Here is a 15,696-nt window from a genome sequence, read left to right as displayed (position 1 = left end):
TATATGCGACACTGCAATCCCATGTGGGAGCGAGCTTGCTCGCGATGGCTGCGGCACATTCGACACCGATGCAAACTGACCCACCGCTATCGCGAGCAAGCTCGCTCCCACAGTGTTTCGGGGCAGCCATCAAATCCCAGGCAAACAAAAACGCCCGACATGAGCCGGGCGTTTTGTATTGACTTGTTAGCGAGCGCGGTAAGTGATGCGCCCTTTGCTCAAGTCATAGGGCGTCAGCTCGACGCGCACTTTGTCACCGGTAAGAATACGAATGTAGTTCTTGCGCATCTTGCCGGAGATATGCGCGGTTACGACGTGCCCATTTTCCAACTCCACACGAAACATGGTGTTGGGCAGGGTGTCGACGACAGTGCCTTCCATTTCGAAGCTGTCTTCTTTCGACATGCAGTAAAGCCCTCGGTATCCAGTGAATGGCCCGGTGCAACTGCGCCAGGCAAAAGCGGCGTGCATTGTGCCCGAAAAAGGGGGGGCAAGCCAAGGGGTTCTTGGGATACTCGATGAGTCGGGTGCTTGCATCGGGGCGCCAATTGCGAGCGAGCCCTTAGTTCAGGACAACCCACCGCTGGTTGATCAGCAATTCAATGGGCCGATATTGGGTTTTGTAGTTCATTTTTTTGCAGTTCTTGATCCAGTAGCCCAGGTACACCGCATCCAGGCCCAGGCGCCGGCATTCGTTGATCTGCCAGAGAATCGCAAAACGCCCCAGGCTGCGTTTTTCTTCGTCGGGCTCATAGAAGGTGTACACCGCCGAAAGCCCGTTGGGCAGCAGGTCGGTGACGGCGATGGCGACCAGTCGGCCATCGAGGCGGAACTCGTAGAAGCGCGAGAACGGCAGGTCGCGCACCAGGAACGTCGAGAATTGATCCCGGCTGGGCGGGTACATGTCGCCATCGGCGTGGCGTTGCTCGATGTAGCGCTGGTACAGGTCAAAATATTCTTCGGTAAATTGCGGCTTGGCCGGGCGCACCTGCAAGTCGGCGTTGCGCTTGAAAATACGCTTTTGCTGGCGATTGGGCGTGAATCGGGCCACGGGAATGCGCGCCGGAACGCACGCATTGCAGTGCTGGCAATGGGGCCGGTAAAGATGATCGCCACTGCGCCGAAAGCCCATTTCCGACAGGTCTGCGTAGACATGCACATCCATGGGCTGGCTCGGGTCGAGGAACAGGGTCGTGGCCTGCTCCTCCGGCAGATAACTGCAAGAGTGAGGTTGAGTGGCATAGAACTTCAAGCGCGCCAACTCGGTCATGATCAACCCTCGGGATAAAACTTCAATTCAAGTGTAAGCCAGTCGCGCGAATATCGCTCAGCAAAGCCAGGTGGCCTGGTTGGGCTGGTCCAGGTGCGCCTTCAGGTAATCGGCAAACGCTGCGCGGGGAATCGACCGGGCGCCCAGGCTGTGCAGGTGCTCGGTGGGCATCTGGCAGTCAATGAGCACGAAATCCGCTTCCTTGAGATGTTGGACCAGGGTTGCGAAGCCGAATTTCGACGCATTGTCGGCCCGGCTGAACATCGACTCGCCGAAAAACAGCTGCCCCATCGCCAGGCCATACAAGCCGCCCACCAGTTGGTCCTGGTCCCAGACTTCCACCGAATGGGCGAAGCCACGCCGGTGCAGTTCCAGATAAGCGGTCTGCATGGCGTCGGTGATCCAGGTGCCGTCGGCATAGTCGCGGGGGGCGGCGCAGGCCTTGATGACCGCCGCGAAGTCGCGGTCGAACGTCACTTGATAGCGCTGCTTGCGCAACAGCTTGTTCAGGCTGCGGGAAACATGCAGTTCGTCGGGAAACAGCACGGTGCGCGGGTCCGGTGACCACCACAGGATCGGCTGTCCCTCCGAGAACCATGGAAAGCAGCCGTGACGATAGGCCTGGATCAACCGATCGGCGCACAGGTCTCCGCCGGCGGCCAGCAAGCCATTTGGGTCGCGCATGGCTTTTTCCAGCGGTGGAAAATCGAACGTGTTGCGTTGTAACCAGGTCAGCATCGTTATCCGGACTTGCAGAAGGGGAGGGGAGCGGGCCCTGTCATAGGCCCGCCCTAGAGGTTAACCGTCAAACGGCCGGGATGTCATCGAGATACTTCTCTGCATCCAGCGCGGCCATGCAACCGGCGCCGGCGGACGTAATGGCCTGGCGATAGACGTGGTCAGCCACGTCGCCGGCGGCGAAGACGCCTTCGATGTCGGTGGCGGTGGCATTGCCTTCGCTGCCGCCGCGCACGATCAGGTAGCCGTCGCGCATCTTCAGCTGGCCCTGGAACAGATCGGTGTTGGGTTTATGCCCGATGGCGATGAACACCCCGGCCAGGGATAACGTGCTGGTTTCGCCCGTCTCGCTGTGCCGCAGGCGCGCGCCGGTCACGCCGCTGGCGTCACCCAGCACTTCATCCAGGTTCTGGTTCCAGTGCAGGCGCATATTGCCGTTGGCGGCCTTTTCGAAGAGTTTGTCCTGCAATATCTTTTCCGCGCGCAGCTTGTCGCGGCGGTGGACCAGGTGAACTTCCTTGGCGATATTCGACAGGTACAAGGCTTCTTCAACCGCCGTGTTACCGCCGCCGATGACGGCCACCACCTGGTTTCGATAAAAGAAGCCGTCACAGGTCGCGCAGGCCGACACGCCTTTGCCGGCGAAGGTTTCCTCCGAAGGCAGGCCCAGGTATTGAGCCGAGGCGCCGGTGGCGATGATCAATGCATCGCAGGTATAGGTGCCGCTGTCACCGACCAGTTCGAACGGCCGCTGTTGCAACTTGGCGGTGTGGATATGGTCGTAGACGATCTGCGTGTCGAAGCGCTCGGCGTGCCGCTGCATGCGTTCCATCAGTACCGGACCGGTCAGGCCTTCGACGTCGCCGGGCCAGTTATCGACTTCGACCGTGGTGGTGAGCTGGCCACCGGCCTGTATGCCGGTAATGACAACGGGTTTGAGGTTGGCGCGGGCCGCATAGACAGCCGCGCTGTACCCTGCAGGGCCGGAACCGAGAATGATCAGGCGTGAATGCTTCGCTTCGCTCATAAAAAACACCTCATAAGCCTTTGTCACAAAAGAGAATGCATGCTCAAATTGGCGTCCGATGACCCATTTCTGGCCAGGTTGTCGCCGGGCGCGCGGACAATGCCTCGGGCAAGACAAACCCGTACAATGCTTGAGTTTTGAACGCAGGACGGGCAAAAGGTCAAATCTTCGGCAACACCTGCGGTTTTCCGGACGCATGCCACAGTGGTAAAACATGCCTCAGTGGTAAAAGTAGTACCGGTTGAGCACATTCACTTTTTTTTACCTGCTCCCCGTGGGCAGTTTTTATAGTCATTCAACAGATGGACGCGCCATTGGCGCAGGAAAAGAAGCGTTTTGAAGAAATCCACCGCAGCACCCAAGACAGTCGTTCCGCTCTGGCGCCAACAATTGCACTACCGGCTCAAGGAAGGTGCGTTGATCGCCATTGGGGCCTTGTGCCTGTTCCTGATGATGGCCTTGCTGACCTACGGCAAGGACGATCCGGGCTGGAGCCACAACAGCAAGATCGAAGACGTGCAGAATTTCGGCGGGCCGGCCGGTTCCTACAGCGCCGACATCCTGTTCATGGTGCTGGGCTATTTCGCCTATATTTTCCCGCTGCTGCTGGCGATCAAGACCTATCAGATATTCCGCCAGCGCCATGAGCCCTGGCAGTGGAGCGGCTGGCTGTTCTCCTGGCGCCTGATTGGCCTGGTGTTCCTGGTGTTGTCGGGCGCCGCGCTGGCGCATATCCATTTCCACGCACCCACCGGCCTGCCGGCCGGGGCGGGTGGTGCGCTGGGCGAGAGCCTTGGTGATCTGGCACGCAATGCCCTGAATATCCAGGGCAGCACGCTGCTGTTCATCGCCCTATTCCTCTTCGGCCTGACGGTGTTCACCGACCTGTCCTGGTTCAAGGTCATGGACGTGACCGGCAAGATCACGCTCGACCTCATCGAATTGATCCAGGGTGCGCTGAACCGCTGGTGGGCGGCGCGCAACGAACGCAAGCAACTGGTGGCGCAACTGCGTGAAGTGGACGATCGGGTCCACGACGTCGTGGCGCCCACCGTTCCGGACAAACGCGAGCAGGCCAAGGTCAAGGAACGCCTGATCGAGCGCGAGCAGGCCCTGAGCAAGCACATGTCCGAGCGCGAGAAGCAGGTGCCGCCGGTCATCACCATGGCCCCGGCCAAGCCGCCGGAGCAGAGCAAGCGCGTGCAGAAGGAAAAACAGGCGCCGCTGTTCGTCGACAGCGCGGTGGAAGGGACCTTGCCGCCGATCTCGATCCTCGATCCTGCGGAAAAGAAACAGCTCAATTATTCCCCCGAGTCACTGGCGGCCGTCGGTCACCTGCTGGAGATCAAGCTCAAGGAGTTCGGTGTCGAGGTGTCGGTGGATTCGATCCATCCGGGTCCGGTCATTACCCGTTACGAAATCCAGCCGGCCGCCGGCGTCAAGGTCAGCCGTATCGCCAACCTCGCGAAGGACCTGGCGCGCTCCCTGGCGGTCACCAGCGTGCGGGTGGTGGAAGTGATCCCGGGCAAGACCACCGTGGGCATCGAGATCCCCAACGAGGATCGCCAGATCGTGCGCTTCTCCGAAGTGCTCTCGACCCCCGAGTACGACAACCACAAGTCACCGGTCACCCTGGCCCTGGGCCACGACATCGGCGGCAAGCCGGTCATCACCGACCTGGCGAAGATGCCTCACCTGCTGGTGGCCGGTACCACCGGTTCGGGTAAGTCGGTGGGGGTGAACGCAATGATCCTGTCGATCCTGTTCAAGTCCGGCCCGGAAGACGCCAAGCTGATCATGATCGACCCGAAGATGCTCGAATTGTCGATCTACGAAGGCATCCCGCACCTGCTGTGCCCGGTAGTCACCGACATGAAGGACGCGGCCAACGCCCTGCGCTGGAGCGTTGCCGAGATGGAGCGCCGCTACAAGCTGATGGCGAAGATGGGCGTGCGCAACCTGTCGGGCTTCAATGCCAAGGTCAAGGAGGCCGAGGAAGCCGGCACACCGTTGAGCGACCCGCTGTACCACCGCGAAAGCATCCACGACGAAGCACCGCTGTTGCACAAGCTGCCGACCATCGTGGTGGTGGTGGACGAATTCGCCGACATGATGATGATCGTCGGCAAGAAGGTCGAAGAACTGATTGCCCGTATCGCCCAGAAAGCCCGGGCGGCCGGTATTCACCTGATCCTCGCCACGCAACGGCCGTCGGTGGACGTGATCACCGGTCTGATCAAGGCCAACATCCCGACCCGCATGGCGTTCCAGGTTTCGAGCAAGATCGACTCGCGGACCATCATCGACCAGGGCGGCGCCGAGCAGTTGCTCGGTCACGGTGACATGCTCTACATGCCACCCGGCACCAGCCTGCCGATCCGTGTCCACGGTGCGTTCGTCTCCGACGAGGAAGTGCATCGCGTGGTCGAAGCCTGGAAGTTGCGCGGCGCGCCTGAATACAACGACGACATCCTCAACGGTGTCGAAGAGGCCGGCAGCGGTTTCGAGGGCAGCAGTGGCGGCGGTGACGACGATGCCGAGACCGATGCGCTTTATGACGAAGCGGTGCAGTTCGTCCTGGAGAGTCGCCGTGCCTCGATTTCCGCCGTACAGCGCAAGCTGAAGATCGGCTACAACCGCGCCGCACGCATGATCGAGGCCATGGAAATGGCCGGGGTCGTGACGGCCATGAACACCAACGGCTCGCGCGAAGTACTGGCGCCGGGCCCGATGCGCGACTGACAACCCGGGCGGCGTGATGACGCGTCGCTCGCCCCCCACGAATTCATGAGGACTCCCATGCGCCTGATTCGCATGCTGCTGTTGCCCGTATTGGCCTTGTCCACGTTGTCGGCCCATGCCGGCGAGAAAGATGTGGCCCGCCTGACCCAATTGCTGGGTGGCTCCCAGACCCTGACTGCGCGTTTTTCCCAACTGACCCTCGACGGCAGCGGCACCCAGTTGCAGGAAACCGCTGGCGACATGGCCCTGCAGCGTCCCGGCCTGTTCTACTGGCACACCGATGCACCCGCCGAACAGCTGATGGTGTCCGATGGCAAGAAAGTCTCCCTGTGGGACCCGGACCTCGAACAGGTGACCATCAAGACCCTCGACCAGCGCCTGACCCAGACGCCGGCGCTGCTGCTCTCCGGCGATATCTCGGAGATCAGCCAGAGCTTCGACATCACCTCCAAGGAGGCCGGTGGCGTGATTGACTTCACCCTCAAGCCGAAGACCAAGGACAGCCTGTTCGACAGCCTGCGCCTGTCGTTCCGCAACGGCCTGGTCAACGACATGCAACTGATCGACAGTGTCGGCCAGCGCACCAACATCCTGTTCACCGGGGTCAAGGCCAACGAGCCGATCGCCGCGTCCAAGTTCAAGTTCGACATCCCCAAGGGTGCGGATGTGATCCAGGAATAACGCTGTAACCCTTGTGGGAGCGAGCCTGCTCGCGAAGGCGGCGGATCAGTTGACAATGACGTAGCTGACACACCGCTTCGCGAGCAGGCTCGCTCCCACAAGGGATTGTGGTGTTCAATTGTTCAACTGATCGGCAACAGGACCCAGCGGAGGTTGCATAAGCAGTGATGGACCTGTTTCGAAGCGCCCCGATTGCCCAGCCATTGGCCGCCCGTCTGCGGGCCACCAACCTGGATGAGTACGTCGGCCAGGAGCATGTGCTCGCCCGCGGCAAGCCCCTGCGCGAAGCCCTGGAGCAGGGCACCCTGCATTCGATGATCTTCTGGGGCCCGCCGGGGGTCGGCAAGACCACCCTGGCGCGGTTGCTCGCGGAAGTCTCGGATGCGCATTTCGAAACGGTGTCGGCGGTGCTGGCCGGGGTCAAGGAGATCCGCCAGGCGGTGGAAATCGCCAAGCAGCAGGCCGGCCAGTACGGCAAGCGCACCATCCTGTTCGTCGATGAAGTGCACCGCTTCAACAAGTCACAGCAGGACGCCTTCCTGCCCTATGTCGAAGACGGCACGCTGATTTTCATCGGTGCCACCACCGAAAACCCTTCGTTCGAACTGAACAACGCCTTGCTGTCCCGCGCGCGGGTCTACGTGCTCAAGAGCCTCGACGAGGCGGCGATGCGCAAGCTGGTGCATCGCGCGCTCACCGAAGAGCGCGGCCTGGGCAAGCGCCACCTGAGCCTCAGCGACGAAGGTTTCCAGATACTGTTCAGCGCTGCCGACGGGGATGGTCGGCGCCTGCTCAACCTGCTGGAAAACGCCTCGGACCTGGCCGAAGACGACAGCGAGATCGGTGTCGAGCTGCTGCAAAGCCTGCTGGGCGATACCCGGCGCCGCTTCGACAAGGGCGGCGAGGCGTTCTACGACCAGATTTCAGCGCTGCACAAGTCGGTACGCGGCTCCAACCCGGACGGCGCGCTGTACTGGTTTGCGCGGATGATCGATGGCGGTTGTGATCCGCTGTACCTCGCACGCCGTGTCGTACGCATGGCCAGCGAAGACATCGGCAATGCCGATCCGCGTGCCCTGAGCCTGTGCCTGGCGGCCTGGGACGTGCAGGAACGCCTCGGCAGCCCGGAAGGCGAGCTCGCCGTGGCCCAGGCCATTACCTATCTGGCCTGCGCGCCGAAAAGCAACGCCGTCTATATGGGCTTCAAGGCGGCGATGCGCAGCGCCGCCGAGCACGGCTCTCTGGAAGTGCCGTTGCACCTGCGCAACGCGCCGACCAAGCTCATGAAACAGTTGGGCTACGGCGAGGAATACCGTTACGCCCATGACGAGCCTGACGCTTACGCCGCCGGCGAAGACTATTTTCCCGAGGAACTCGACCCCCAGCGGTTCTATCAGCCGGTGCCCCGTGGCCTGGAGCTGAAGATCGGCGAGAAGCTCAACCACTTGGCGCAATTGGACCGATTGAGTCCACGGCAGCGGAGAAAACCGTGATCCCCTTGATTCTCGCAGTCTCCGCCGGCGGCGTTGCCGGTACATTATTGCGTTTCGCCACGGGCAACTGGATCAGCGCAAATTGGCCGCGGCACTTCTATACCGCGACGCTGGCCGTTAATATCGTGGGCTGTCTGCTGATCGGTGTTCTTTACGGCCTGTTCCTGATTCGCCCTGAAGTGCCCATCGAGGTGCGCGCGGGGTTGATGGTCGGCTTTCTTGGCGGCCTGACGACTTTTTCATCCTTTTCACTGGATACGGTGCGCCTGCTGGAAAGCGGGCAGGTGCCGCTGGCCCTGGGCTATGCGGCCATCAGCGTGTTCGGCGGGCTGCTCGCCACCTGGGCCGGCCTGTCCCTGACCAAACTTTGATAACGAGAGACCGACATGCTCGATTCCAAACTGTTACGTAGCAACCTTCAGGACGTAGCGGACCGCCTGGCATCCCGTGGCTTTGCCCTGGATGTCGCGCGCATCGAAGCGCTGGAAGAACAGCGCAAGACCGTCCAGACCCGCACCGAAGCCCTGCAGGCTGAACGTAACGCGCGCTCCAAGTCCATCGGTCAGGCCAAGCAGCGCGGCGAAGACATCGCGCCGCTGATGGCCGATGTCGAGCGCATGGCGGGCGAGTTGAGTGCCGGCAAGACCGAACTGGACGCGATCCAGAGCGAGCTGGATTCGATCCTGCTGGGCATCCCGAACCTGCCTCACGAATCGGTGCCGGTGGGTGAAGACGAAGACGGCAACGTCGAAGTACGTCGCTGGGGCACGCCGAAAGCCTTCGATTTCCCGGTACAGGACCACGTCGCCCTGGGCGAGAAATTCGGTTGGCTGGACTTCGAAACCGCCGCCAAGCTGTCGGGCGCGCGTTTCGCCCTGCTGCGCGGGCCGATCGCCCGTCTGCATCGCGCACTGGCGCAGTTCATGATCAACCTGCACGTCACCGAGCACGGCTACGAAGAGGCCTACACGCCATACCTGGTCCAGGCACCGGCGCTGCAAGGCACCGGCCAGTTGCCGAAGTTCGAGGAAGACCTGTTCAAGATCGCTCGCGACGGCGAAGCCGATCTGTACCTGATCCCGACCGCCGAAGTCTCGCTGACCAACATCGTTGCCGGCGAAATCGTCGACGCCAAGCAACTGCCGATCAAGTTTGTCGCTCACACCCCGTGCTTTCGCAGTGAAGCCGGCGCGTCGGGTCGTGACACTCGCGGCATGATCCGCCAGCACCAGTTCGACAAGGTCGAGATGGTGCAGATCGTCGAGCCGTCGAAATCCATGGAAGCCCTGGAAAGCCTGACCGCCAACGCCGAGAAAGTCCTGCAATTGCTCGAGCTGCCGTATCGTACCCTGGCGCTGTGCACCGGCGACATGGGCTTCAGTGCGGTCAAGACCTACGATCTGGAAGTCTGGATCCCGAGCCAGGACAAGTACCGCGAGATTTCGTCGTGCTCCAACTGCGGTGATTTCCAGGCCCGCCGCATGCAGGCGCGGTTCCGCAACCCGGAAACCGGCAAGCCGGAACTGGTCCATACCCTCAACGGCTCTGGCCTGGCGGTGGGTCGTACGCTGGTCGCCGTGTTGGAAAACTACCAGCAGGCCGACGGTTCGATCCGGGTGCCTGAAGTGCTGAAACCGTACATGGGCGGCATCGAGGTCATCGGCTAAATGGACTATCTGCCACTGTTCCACAACCTGCGCGGCAGCCGCGTGCTGGTGGTCGGCGGCGGCGAGATCGCCTTGCGCAAGTCTCGCCTGCTGGCGGATGCCGGTGCCCTGCTGCGGGTGGTCGCACCCGACATCGAACCGCAGTTGCGGGAACTGGTCAGTGGCAGCGGCGGCGAATGCGTGCTGCGTGGCTACGTCGAAGCGGATATGGACGGCTGCGGCCTGGTCATCGCCGCCACCGACGACGAGCCGCTCAATGCCCAGGTCTCGGCTGACGCCCACAAGCGCTGCGTGCCGGTCAACGTGGTGGACGCGCCCGCGCTGTGCAGCGTGATCTTCCCGGCCATCGTCGACCGCTCGCCGCTGGTTATTGCGGTGTCCAGCGGCGGCGACGCGCCGGTGCTGGCACGGCTGATCCGCGCCAAGCTGGAAACCTGGATTCCATCGACCTACGGGCAACTGGCCGGCCTGGCGGCGCGCTTTCGCAATCAGGTCAAGCAACTGTTTCCCGATGTGCAGCAACGGCGGGCATTCTGGGAAGAGGTTTTCCAGGGCCCGATCGCCGACCGTCAACTGGCCGGGCAGGGCGCCGAGGCCGAGCGGCTGCTGCGCGAGAAGATCGACGGCCAGGCGCCGAACGCGCCGGGGGAAGTCTACCTGGTAGGCGCCGGGCCCGGTGACCCGGACCTGCTGACCTTCCGCGCGCTGCGCCTGATGCAGCAGGCGGACGTGGTGCTTTACGACCGTCTGGTGGCCCCGGCGATCCTCGAGCTATGCCGGCGCGACGCCGAGCGGGTCTACGTCGGCAAGCGCCGGTCCGAACACGCGGTGCCCCAGGACCAGATCAACCAGCAATTGGTCGACCTGGCCCGGCAGGGCAAGCGCGTGGTGCGGTTGAAAGGCGGCGATCCGTTCATCTTCGGTCGTGGCGGCGAAGAAATCGAAGAACTGGCGGCCCATGGCATCCCGTTCCAGGTGGTCCCGGGTATTACCGCCGCCAGTGGTTGCGCGGCTTACGCCGGGATCCCGCTGACCCATCGTGACTACGCCCAGTCGGTGCGTTTCATCACCGGCCATCTCAAGGACGGCAGCAGCGATCTGCCCTGGGCGGACTTGGTATCGCCGGCGCAGACGCTGGTGTTCTACATGGGCCTGGTGGGGCTGCCGGTGATTTGCAACGAATTGATCAAGCACGGTCGAGCGGCGGACACGCCGGCGGCACTGATCCAGCAAGGCACGACTGCAAACCAGCGGGTGTTTACCGGTACCCTGGCGGACTTGCCACGACTGGTAGCCGAGCATGAGGTGCATGCGCCGACACTGGTGATCGTCGGGGAAGTGGTGCAGTTGCGCGAGAAGCTGGCTTGGTTTGAAGGGGCTCAGGGGCAGGTCTGAAGACCGCGCCGCTGCCAATCGCGAGCAAGCTCGCTCCCACAGGGGAATGTGTGTAACCACGGATTGTGGCCAACACCAATCAACTGTGGGAGCGAGCCTGCTCGCGAAGAGGCCCTCAATCACAGCGAAAATCCAGGATCAATCCCCGGCTCCGCGCCAGATCCCTTTCCCACTCAACCTCCCTCGATCATGCGCCACCATGAAATCCTGCTTCGGCCCCTTGGGCACGATCCCATTGGGGTTGATGGTCTTGTGGCTGCCGTAGTAATGCCCCTGGATATGCGTGAAATCCACTGTCTCGGCAATGCCCGGCCACTGATACATCTCCCGCAGCCAGTTCGACAGGTTCGGATAATCGGCGATGCGTCGCAGGTTGCATTTGAAGTGACCGAAGTACACCGCGTCGAAACGGATCATCGTCGTGAACAAGCGGATGTCGGCCTCGGTCAGGTACTCGCCAGCCAGGTAGCGGCGGGTGTCCAGCAGGGCGTCCAGACGGTCCAGCTCGGCAAACAGCTGGTCAAAGGCCTCTTCGTAAGCCGCCTGGGTGGTGGCGAAGCCGGCGCGGTAGACGCCGTTGTTCACCGCCGGATAGATGCGCTCGTTCAACGCGTCGATGTCGGCGCGCAGGTGCTCTGGATAGAGGTCCAGGTCATTGCCGGTCAAGCCATCGAAGGCGCTGTTGAACATGCGGATGATTTCCGCTGACTCGTTGTTGACGATGCGCTGCTGCTGTTTATCCCACAGCGCGGGCACAGTGACACGGCCGGTGTAGTCCGGTGTATCGGCGGTGTAGCGCTGGTGCAGGAAGTCGAAGTGGTCGAGCTTGTCGCCCGTCGAGCCGTGCGCCTGATCGAAGGTCCAGCCGTTTTCCAGCATCAGGTAGCTGACCACTGAAACATCGATCAGCTCTTCCAGGCCCTTGAGCTTGCGCAAGATCAGCGTGCGGTGCGCCCAAGGGCAGGCGAGGGACACATAGAGATGATAACGCCCGGCTTCGGCGGCGAAGCCGCTCTCGCCGGAAGGGCCGGCGCTGCCGTCGGCGGTGATCCAGTGGCGGCGTTGCGCCTGTTCACGCTGGAAACTGCCGTCCTTGCTTTCATACCACTGGTCCTGCCAGCGGCCCTCGACCAACAAACCCATCTCGATCTCCTCAGCCTGATAAACGTTGGAGAAGAGTCTATGCCGATAGGTTCGAACAAAAAGCGCAAAGGTTGGGCGCTGATGATCGACTAAATCGATCTGTTCCGCGCGTCCCAATACTGCCGGGCTTTGTCGAACGCTTCTTCGCGGGACAACCCCAGGCCGCGCAAGGCCAAAGCCATGGTGGCGATCAACGCCAGTTGCGGGTAGCTGTCCTCGACGTCGCCGCGCCAGACGGCCTTCAAATGCTCAGGGTCGAGGCGCTCCGGCTTGACGTGGCGCTGCTCCGACAGGCGTGGCCATTCCTCGTCCCAACTGGCGCCACCGGTGGTGCCGTACAGATGGCTGTCGGCGTCCGGATTGATTTCGATCTCGCCGCCGTCGCCCTTGATCACGATGGCGGTGTCGCCCAGCAACCCGCTGGCCTCGCGATGCACGGCCTGGTAGCCAGGATGGAAGATGCTCTGCAGACCGCAACGCGCGCCCAGTGGATTGAGGATCCGCGCCAGGGAATGGATTGGCGAGCGCAGGCCGAGGGTGTTGCGCAGGTCGATCATCCGTTGCATTTGCGGCGCCCAGTCCACCAGCGGCATGAAAGCCAGGCCGCCGGTGTCCAGCGCCGTGCCGACCTGTTGCCAGTCGCGGCACAAGGGAATATCCAGCAAACCCAGCAACTGTTCGGTGTAGAGCCGACCCGCCGTGTGGGCGCCGCCGCCGTGCATGAAGATCCGCACACCGTTCTGCCCCAGGCATTTGGCCGCCAGCAGATACCACGGCAGGTGGCGCTTCTTCCCGGCGTAGGTCGGCCAGTCGAGGTCCACCGCCAGTTGCGGAACCACCAGGCGTTGACGCAGGGCGTCGGCGAAGCCGGCCATTTCCTCGGCGCTTTCTTCCTTGTGCCGCAACAGCATCAGGAAGGCGCCGAGCTGGGTCTCTTCGACCTGCTCATCGAGCACCATGCCCATGGCCTCGCGGGCTTCTTCACGGGTGAGGTTGCGGGCGCCGCGCTTGCCTTTGCCAAGGATGCGCACAAATTGGGCGAACGGATGTTCGGCCGGGGTCTCGAGGGTCAGCGAAGGAAAGTCGGTCATAAGCAGTTCGTCGGTTTGGGCAGGCCCGCCAGCTTGGCGGCGAGTTTGGCGGGAGTGCCTTTGAACAATCGGTTCAGGTGCAGGCTGTTGCCCTTGTCCGCGCCGAGTTTCAGCGCGGTGTACTTGATCAGCGGCCGAGTGGCGGGGGACAGCTGGAATTCATCGTGGAAGGCCCGGAGCAGTTCGAGGATTTCCCAGTGCTCGGGGCTCAGCTCGATGTCTTCGGCGGCGGCCAGGGCTGTGGCCACTTCCGTTGACCAGTCATTGAGATCGGCGAGGTAGCCGTCCTTGTCCAGCGCGATGCTGCGCGCGCCCACGGTCAGCACGTTCATAACCAGGAGTTGACCTTGTCATGCTCGATTGAGAGCTCGACGAAGGCTGGGTAATCGATGGCTTCGGCCCAGTCCGGAATGTGCAGGGCACGGCCCTGGGCGTCTTCGGCCAGAACGAACACCTTGCGACCGGCAGCCTGGAGCGCAGCGAACGGTTCGGTGCCAGGTTGCAGCGCGTAAGTCGCGTCGCCGCACAGCAGCAGCGCATCCTGGCTCCCCAGTATCCGCAGGCAACTGGCGAGGCGGTTATCACCGAACGGCGAATGGGACAACACATGCAGAGTCGACATCAGAGGGTGATCACCTGGTCGTAACGGTCAATGAGCGCGGCGATGTCCGCTGCGCCCAGCACTTTCAAAGCGTCCAGTGCCAGGGCATCGGTGGCGATGCCACGCTCGGCGGCGCTGTCGGCGCAGACAAACAGGTCTTCGACGCCGAACATCGGCAATGCCTGCAAATTGGCGCTCAGGTCTTTTTGCTGGAGCGCCTTGGCGTCCTGCCCGGCGCTGAGCTGGAACACGCCGTCATCGAGAAACAGCAGGCCGATGGGCAGGTCGAACGCGCCGCCGGCCAGCACGATGTCCAACGCTTCCCGGGCTCCGGGGCCAGACCACGGGGACTGACGGCTGATGAGCAATAACGACTTGGCCATCATGCGCCTCCAAAACAGATCAAGCGGTCGGCGTCCTGGATCGCATCGTGCAGCTGACCCAGTCCGGAAAGGGCCCAAGGCGCTTCGACGCTGATTGCCGAACGCTGATAACGCTGGGCCTCTTCAGCGTTGAGCACACCACGGCGCAACGCCGCCGCGATGCAGACGACGCCGTCGAGCTGATGGCCGCTGACGAAGGTTCGCCATTGCCGGGGCAGGTCCTGCTCATCCTGAGGCGTGACGATGCTGTTATCGGCGTTGTAGACGCCGTCCTGGTAGAAAAACAGCCGCACGATCTCATGCCCACCGGCCAGCGCGGCTTGCGCAAACAGCAAGGCGCGGCGCGAGGAGGGCGCATGGGCGGCGGAAAACAGCGCGATGGCGAACTTCATGACAGACCCGATCCGTAAAACTGCGGCCATGATAAAGCTTTATGGGCGGTGGGGCGATTACCGGGCTTCGATGCAGGATCTGGGTAAGGCTGATGTGGCGAGGGGATTTATCCCCGCTGGGCTGCGAAGCAGCCCTAAAACCATCCAGTGCGGTGTGTCAGGAAGATTGGCTGCGCCTTTAAGGGGCCGCTTCGCGACCCAGCGGGGATAAATCCCCTCGCCACAGGTCTCAGCTTCTTTCGAGGCCATGCAGCTCGCAGTACTCAGCCCACTCCATTCCCGCCATCTCCGCGACTTCCCTGTGCACTTCCATGCGCTGGGCCTGGTAATCCTCGGCTGAGTCCGCCGTCAGCGACAGCGTCAGCTCCCAGGCAAACAGACCCAGGCGCTCGGCCTCGGCTTCGAACGCTTCATGCAAGCGCTCGGCGCGGTACTGCGCAGCGGTTTCGCCCTTGGCCTGGGCCAGCAGGGGGTTGAGGTTGTCCAGCTCGACACGCAACTGCGGGCGTTCGTCGAGAAAGATCTCCAGGGCTCGTTCGTGCTGCTGTCCGGTTGCCGCCATGGTTGCTCCTTGAGTCAATGTCCCGACAGGTTGCGTGAATCGATAGCCATTGTCGCGGGCAAATTTCAGTAAAGCCGCACGTAGGCGCGGATCGCGGTGCTAAAGTCGGTTTTTTTCTCGATGAGTGAATGCGATGCGAATGCTGATGGTGGCCGTGGCCGCAACCCTGCTGGCCGGCTGCGCGGGTTCGGCGATGGAACAGGCCCGGACCCAAGCCCCCTACAAGACCCTGGCCTCGGACAAGCCGGAGCAGAATGTCGCCCAATGCGTGAAGTTCGCCTGGGAAGACGAAGCGGTGTTCGGCGTCGATGCCGGTGCCTACCTGCAACCTGGCAAGCAGGGTGGCTCGACGGTGTACACCCGCTCGGCCGAATCGTTTGTCGATATACACGCCAGTGCCACCGGCACGGCGTTGAACTACTACGCCAAACAGGATGATTTTGTCGCCAAGCGCCGGTTGGCGGCGTTGGCGACTTGCCTCTGAACATCTGATCAGAGTGTGGGATGTCCC

Annotated in this window: 18 protein-coding genes; 7 read left to right on the top strand and 11 right to left on the bottom strand. The window is 62.3% G+C overall.

The annotated features are described in order from the left end of the window. Positions 1-186 precede the first annotated feature (186 nt). The 4 genes from infA to trxB all read right to left on the bottom strand — a co-directional run bounded on the left by infA (position 187) and on the right by trxB (position 3,035). Positions 187-405, bottom strand: coding sequence for a translation initiation factor IF-1 (infA, locus tag PSH78_RS16635; RefSeq protein WP_002553999.1), 219 nt, complete (start codon positions 403-405; stop codon positions 187-189). Positions 406-562: 157 nt separating this feature from the next. After that, a complete protein-coding gene (locus PSH78_RS16630; RefSeq protein WP_305495537.1) occupies positions 563-1,270 on the bottom strand; it encodes an arginyltransferase in 708 nt (235 codons plus the stop codon). A gap of 57 nt (positions 1,271-1,327) precedes the next feature. After that, positions 1,328-2,008 (bottom strand): leucyl/phenylalanyl-tRNA--protein transferase, encoded by a 681-nt coding sequence (aat, locus tag PSH78_RS16625; protein ID WP_305495535.1) that lies wholly within the window; start codon positions 2,006-2,008, stop codon positions 1,328-1,330. Positions 2,009-2,075: 67 nt separating this feature from the next. After that, on the bottom strand, positions 2,076-3,035 hold the full coding sequence (gene trxB / locus PSH78_RS16620; RefSeq protein WP_305495534.1) for a thioredoxin-disulfide reductase: 960 nt from the start codon (positions 3,033-3,035) through the stop codon (positions 2,076-2,078). Between the two features lie 336 nt (positions 3,036-3,371). Between trxB and PSH78_RS16615 the strand changes: the two genes are divergently transcribed. The 6 genes from PSH78_RS16615 to cysG all read left to right on the top strand — a co-directional run bounded on the left by PSH78_RS16615 (position 3,372) and on the right by cysG (position 11,013). After that, a complete protein-coding gene (locus tag PSH78_RS16615) occupies positions 3,372-5,777 on the top strand; it encodes a DNA translocase FtsK (RefSeq protein ID WP_305495532.1) in 2,406 nt (801 codons plus the stop codon). 57 nt (positions 5,778-5,834) lie between these two features. After that, positions 5,835-6,458, top strand: a complete 624-nt coding sequence (lolA, locus tag PSH78_RS16610) for an outer membrane lipoprotein chaperone LolA (protein WP_186710180.1) — start codon at positions 5,835-5,837, stop codon at positions 6,456-6,458. A gap of 167 nt (positions 6,459-6,625) precedes the next feature. Next, entirely contained in the window at positions 6,626-7,951 is a 1,326-nt protein-coding gene (locus PSH78_RS16605) for a replication-associated recombination protein A (protein WP_305495529.1), read from the top strand. Further along, positions 7,948-8,322, top strand: coding sequence for a fluoride efflux transporter CrcB (gene crcB / locus PSH78_RS16600; protein WP_207961507.1), 375 nt, complete (start codon positions 7,948-7,950; stop codon positions 8,320-8,322). Before PSH78_RS16605 ends, crcB begins: the two co-directional genes overlap by 4 nt. A 15-nt stretch (positions 8,323-8,337) precedes the next feature. Further along, positions 8,338-9,618: a serine--tRNA ligase gene (gene serS, locus PSH78_RS16595; protein ID WP_305495528.1), complete on the top strand. Its 1,281-nt coding sequence runs from the start codon at positions 8,338-8,340 to the stop codon at positions 9,616-9,618. After that, positions 9,619-11,013: a siroheme synthase CysG gene (gene cysG, locus PSH78_RS16590; protein WP_305495527.1), complete on the top strand. Its 1,395-nt coding sequence runs from the start codon at positions 9,619-9,621 to the stop codon at positions 11,011-11,013. A 138-nt stretch (positions 11,014-11,151) separates the two neighbouring features. Here cysG and PSH78_RS16585 read toward each other — a convergent pair whose 3' ends face one another. From PSH78_RS16585 to PSH78_RS16555, 7 genes are all read right to left on the bottom strand, one after another. Then, positions 11,152-12,156 carry a glutathione S-transferase family protein gene (locus PSH78_RS16585; protein WP_305495525.1) on the bottom strand — a complete coding sequence of 335 codons (1,005 nt, stop codon included), beginning with the start codon at positions 12,154-12,156 and terminating at the stop codon, positions 11,152-11,154. An 89-nt stretch (positions 12,157-12,245) separates the two neighbouring features. Continuing rightward, a complete protein-coding gene (locus PSH78_RS16580) occupies positions 12,246-13,247 on the bottom strand; it encodes a glycosyl transferase family protein (protein WP_305495522.1) in 1,002 nt (333 codons plus the stop codon). After that, positions 13,244-13,579: a TusE/DsrC/DsvC family sulfur relay protein gene (locus tag PSH78_RS16575; RefSeq protein ID WP_305495521.1), complete on the bottom strand. Its 336-nt coding sequence runs from the start codon at positions 13,577-13,579 to the stop codon at positions 13,244-13,246. The genes PSH78_RS16580 and PSH78_RS16575 overlap by 4 nt, the downstream gene beginning before the upstream one ends. Further along, positions 13,576-13,869, bottom strand: coding sequence for a sulfurtransferase complex subunit TusB (gene tusB / locus PSH78_RS16570; protein WP_305495519.1), 294 nt, complete (start codon positions 13,867-13,869; stop codon positions 13,576-13,578). Before tusB ends, PSH78_RS16575 begins: the two co-directional genes overlap by 4 nt. Then, a complete protein-coding gene (tusC, locus tag PSH78_RS16565) occupies positions 13,869-14,231 on the bottom strand; it encodes a sulfurtransferase complex subunit TusC (RefSeq protein ID WP_305495518.1) in 363 nt (120 codons plus the stop codon). The genes tusB and tusC overlap by 1 nt, the downstream gene beginning before the upstream one ends. Then, positions 14,231-14,623 carry a sulfurtransferase complex subunit TusD gene (tusD, locus tag PSH78_RS16560; RefSeq protein ID WP_305495517.1) on the bottom strand — a complete coding sequence of 131 codons (393 nt, stop codon included), beginning with the start codon at positions 14,621-14,623 and terminating at the stop codon, positions 14,231-14,233. The genes tusC and tusD overlap by 1 nt, the downstream gene beginning before the upstream one ends. Before the next feature lie 229 nt (positions 14,624-14,852). Next, positions 14,853-15,185, bottom strand: coding sequence for a DUF6388 family protein (locus tag PSH78_RS16555; protein WP_305495515.1), 333 nt, complete (start codon positions 15,183-15,185; stop codon positions 14,853-14,855). A gap of 133 nt (positions 15,186-15,318) precedes the next feature. Here PSH78_RS16555 and PSH78_RS16550 point away from each other — a divergent pair, with 133 nt between their 5' ends. Then, a complete protein-coding gene (locus PSH78_RS16550) occupies positions 15,319-15,669 on the top strand; it encodes a hypothetical protein (protein WP_305495513.1) in 351 nt (116 codons plus the stop codon). Positions 15,670-15,696: the final 27 nt, after the last annotated feature.

The sequence above is a fragment of the Pseudomonas sp. FP198 genome, from assembly GCF_030687895.1.
Classification (GTDB): domain Bacteria; phylum Pseudomonadota; class Gammaproteobacteria; order Pseudomonadales; family Pseudomonadaceae; genus Aquipseudomonas.
Note: the sequence above shows the minus strand (reverse complement) of the source record. Positions and strands in the feature narration are given on the sequence as shown.

What these genes read in the sequence shown, in the direction of transcription:
- tusD (WP_305495517.1), bottom strand. Translation starts at nt 14,623, where the DNA reads ATGAAGTTCGCCATCGCGCTGTTTTCCGCCGCCCATGCGCCCTCCTCG.
- PSH78_RS16555 (WP_305495515.1), bottom strand. Translation starts at nt 15,185, where the DNA reads ATGGCGGCAACCGGACAGCAGCACGAACGAGCCCTGGAGATCTTTCTC.
- PSH78_RS16585 (WP_305495525.1), bottom strand. Translation starts at nt 12,156, where the DNA reads ATGGGTTTGTTGGTCGAGGGCCGCTGGCAGGACCAGTGGTATGAAAGC.
- PSH78_RS16575 (WP_305495521.1), bottom strand. Translation starts at nt 13,579, where the DNA reads ATGAACGTGCTGACCGTGGGCGCGCGCAGCATCGCGCTGGACAAGGAC.
- cysG (WP_305495527.1), top strand. Translation starts at nt 9,619, where the DNA reads ATGGACTATCTGCCACTGTTCCACAACCTGCGCGGCAGCCGCGTGCTG.
- aat (WP_305495535.1), bottom strand. Translation starts at nt 2,008, where the DNA reads ATGCTGACCTGGTTACAACGCAACACGTTCGATTTTCCACCGCTGGAA.
- lolA (WP_186710180.1), top strand. Translation starts at nt 5,835, where the DNA reads ATGCGCCTGATTCGCATGCTGCTGTTGCCCGTATTGGCCTTGTCCACG.
- PSH78_RS16630 (WP_305495537.1), bottom strand. Translation starts at nt 1,270, where the DNA reads ATGACCGAGTTGGCGCGCTTGAAGTTCTATGCCACTCAACCTCACTCT.
- serS (WP_305495528.1), top strand. Translation starts at nt 8,338, where the DNA reads ATGCTCGATTCCAAACTGTTACGTAGCAACCTTCAGGACGTAGCGGAC.
- infA (WP_002553999.1), bottom strand. Translation starts at nt 405, where the DNA reads ATGTCGAAAGAAGACAGCTTCGAAATGGAAGGCACTGTCGTCGACACC.
- tusC (WP_305495518.1), bottom strand. Translation starts at nt 14,231, where the DNA reads ATGGCCAAGTCGTTATTGCTCATCAGCCGTCAGTCCCCGTGGTCTGGC.
- PSH78_RS16580 (WP_305495522.1), bottom strand. Translation starts at nt 13,247, where the DNA reads ATGACCGACTTTCCTTCGCTGACCCTCGAGACCCCGGCCGAACATCCG.
- PSH78_RS16605 (WP_305495529.1), top strand. Translation starts at nt 6,626, where the DNA reads ATGGACCTGTTTCGAAGCGCCCCGATTGCCCAGCCATTGGCCGCCCGT.
- PSH78_RS16550 (WP_305495513.1), top strand. Translation starts at nt 15,319, where the DNA reads ATGCGAATGCTGATGGTGGCCGTGGCCGCAACCCTGCTGGCCGGCTGC.
- tusB (WP_305495519.1), bottom strand. Translation starts at nt 13,869, where the DNA reads ATGTCGACTCTGCATGTGTTGTCCCATTCGCCGTTCGGTGATAACCGC.
- trxB (WP_305495534.1), bottom strand. Translation starts at nt 3,035, where the DNA reads ATGAGCGAAGCGAAGCATTCACGCCTGATCATTCTCGGTTCCGGCCCT.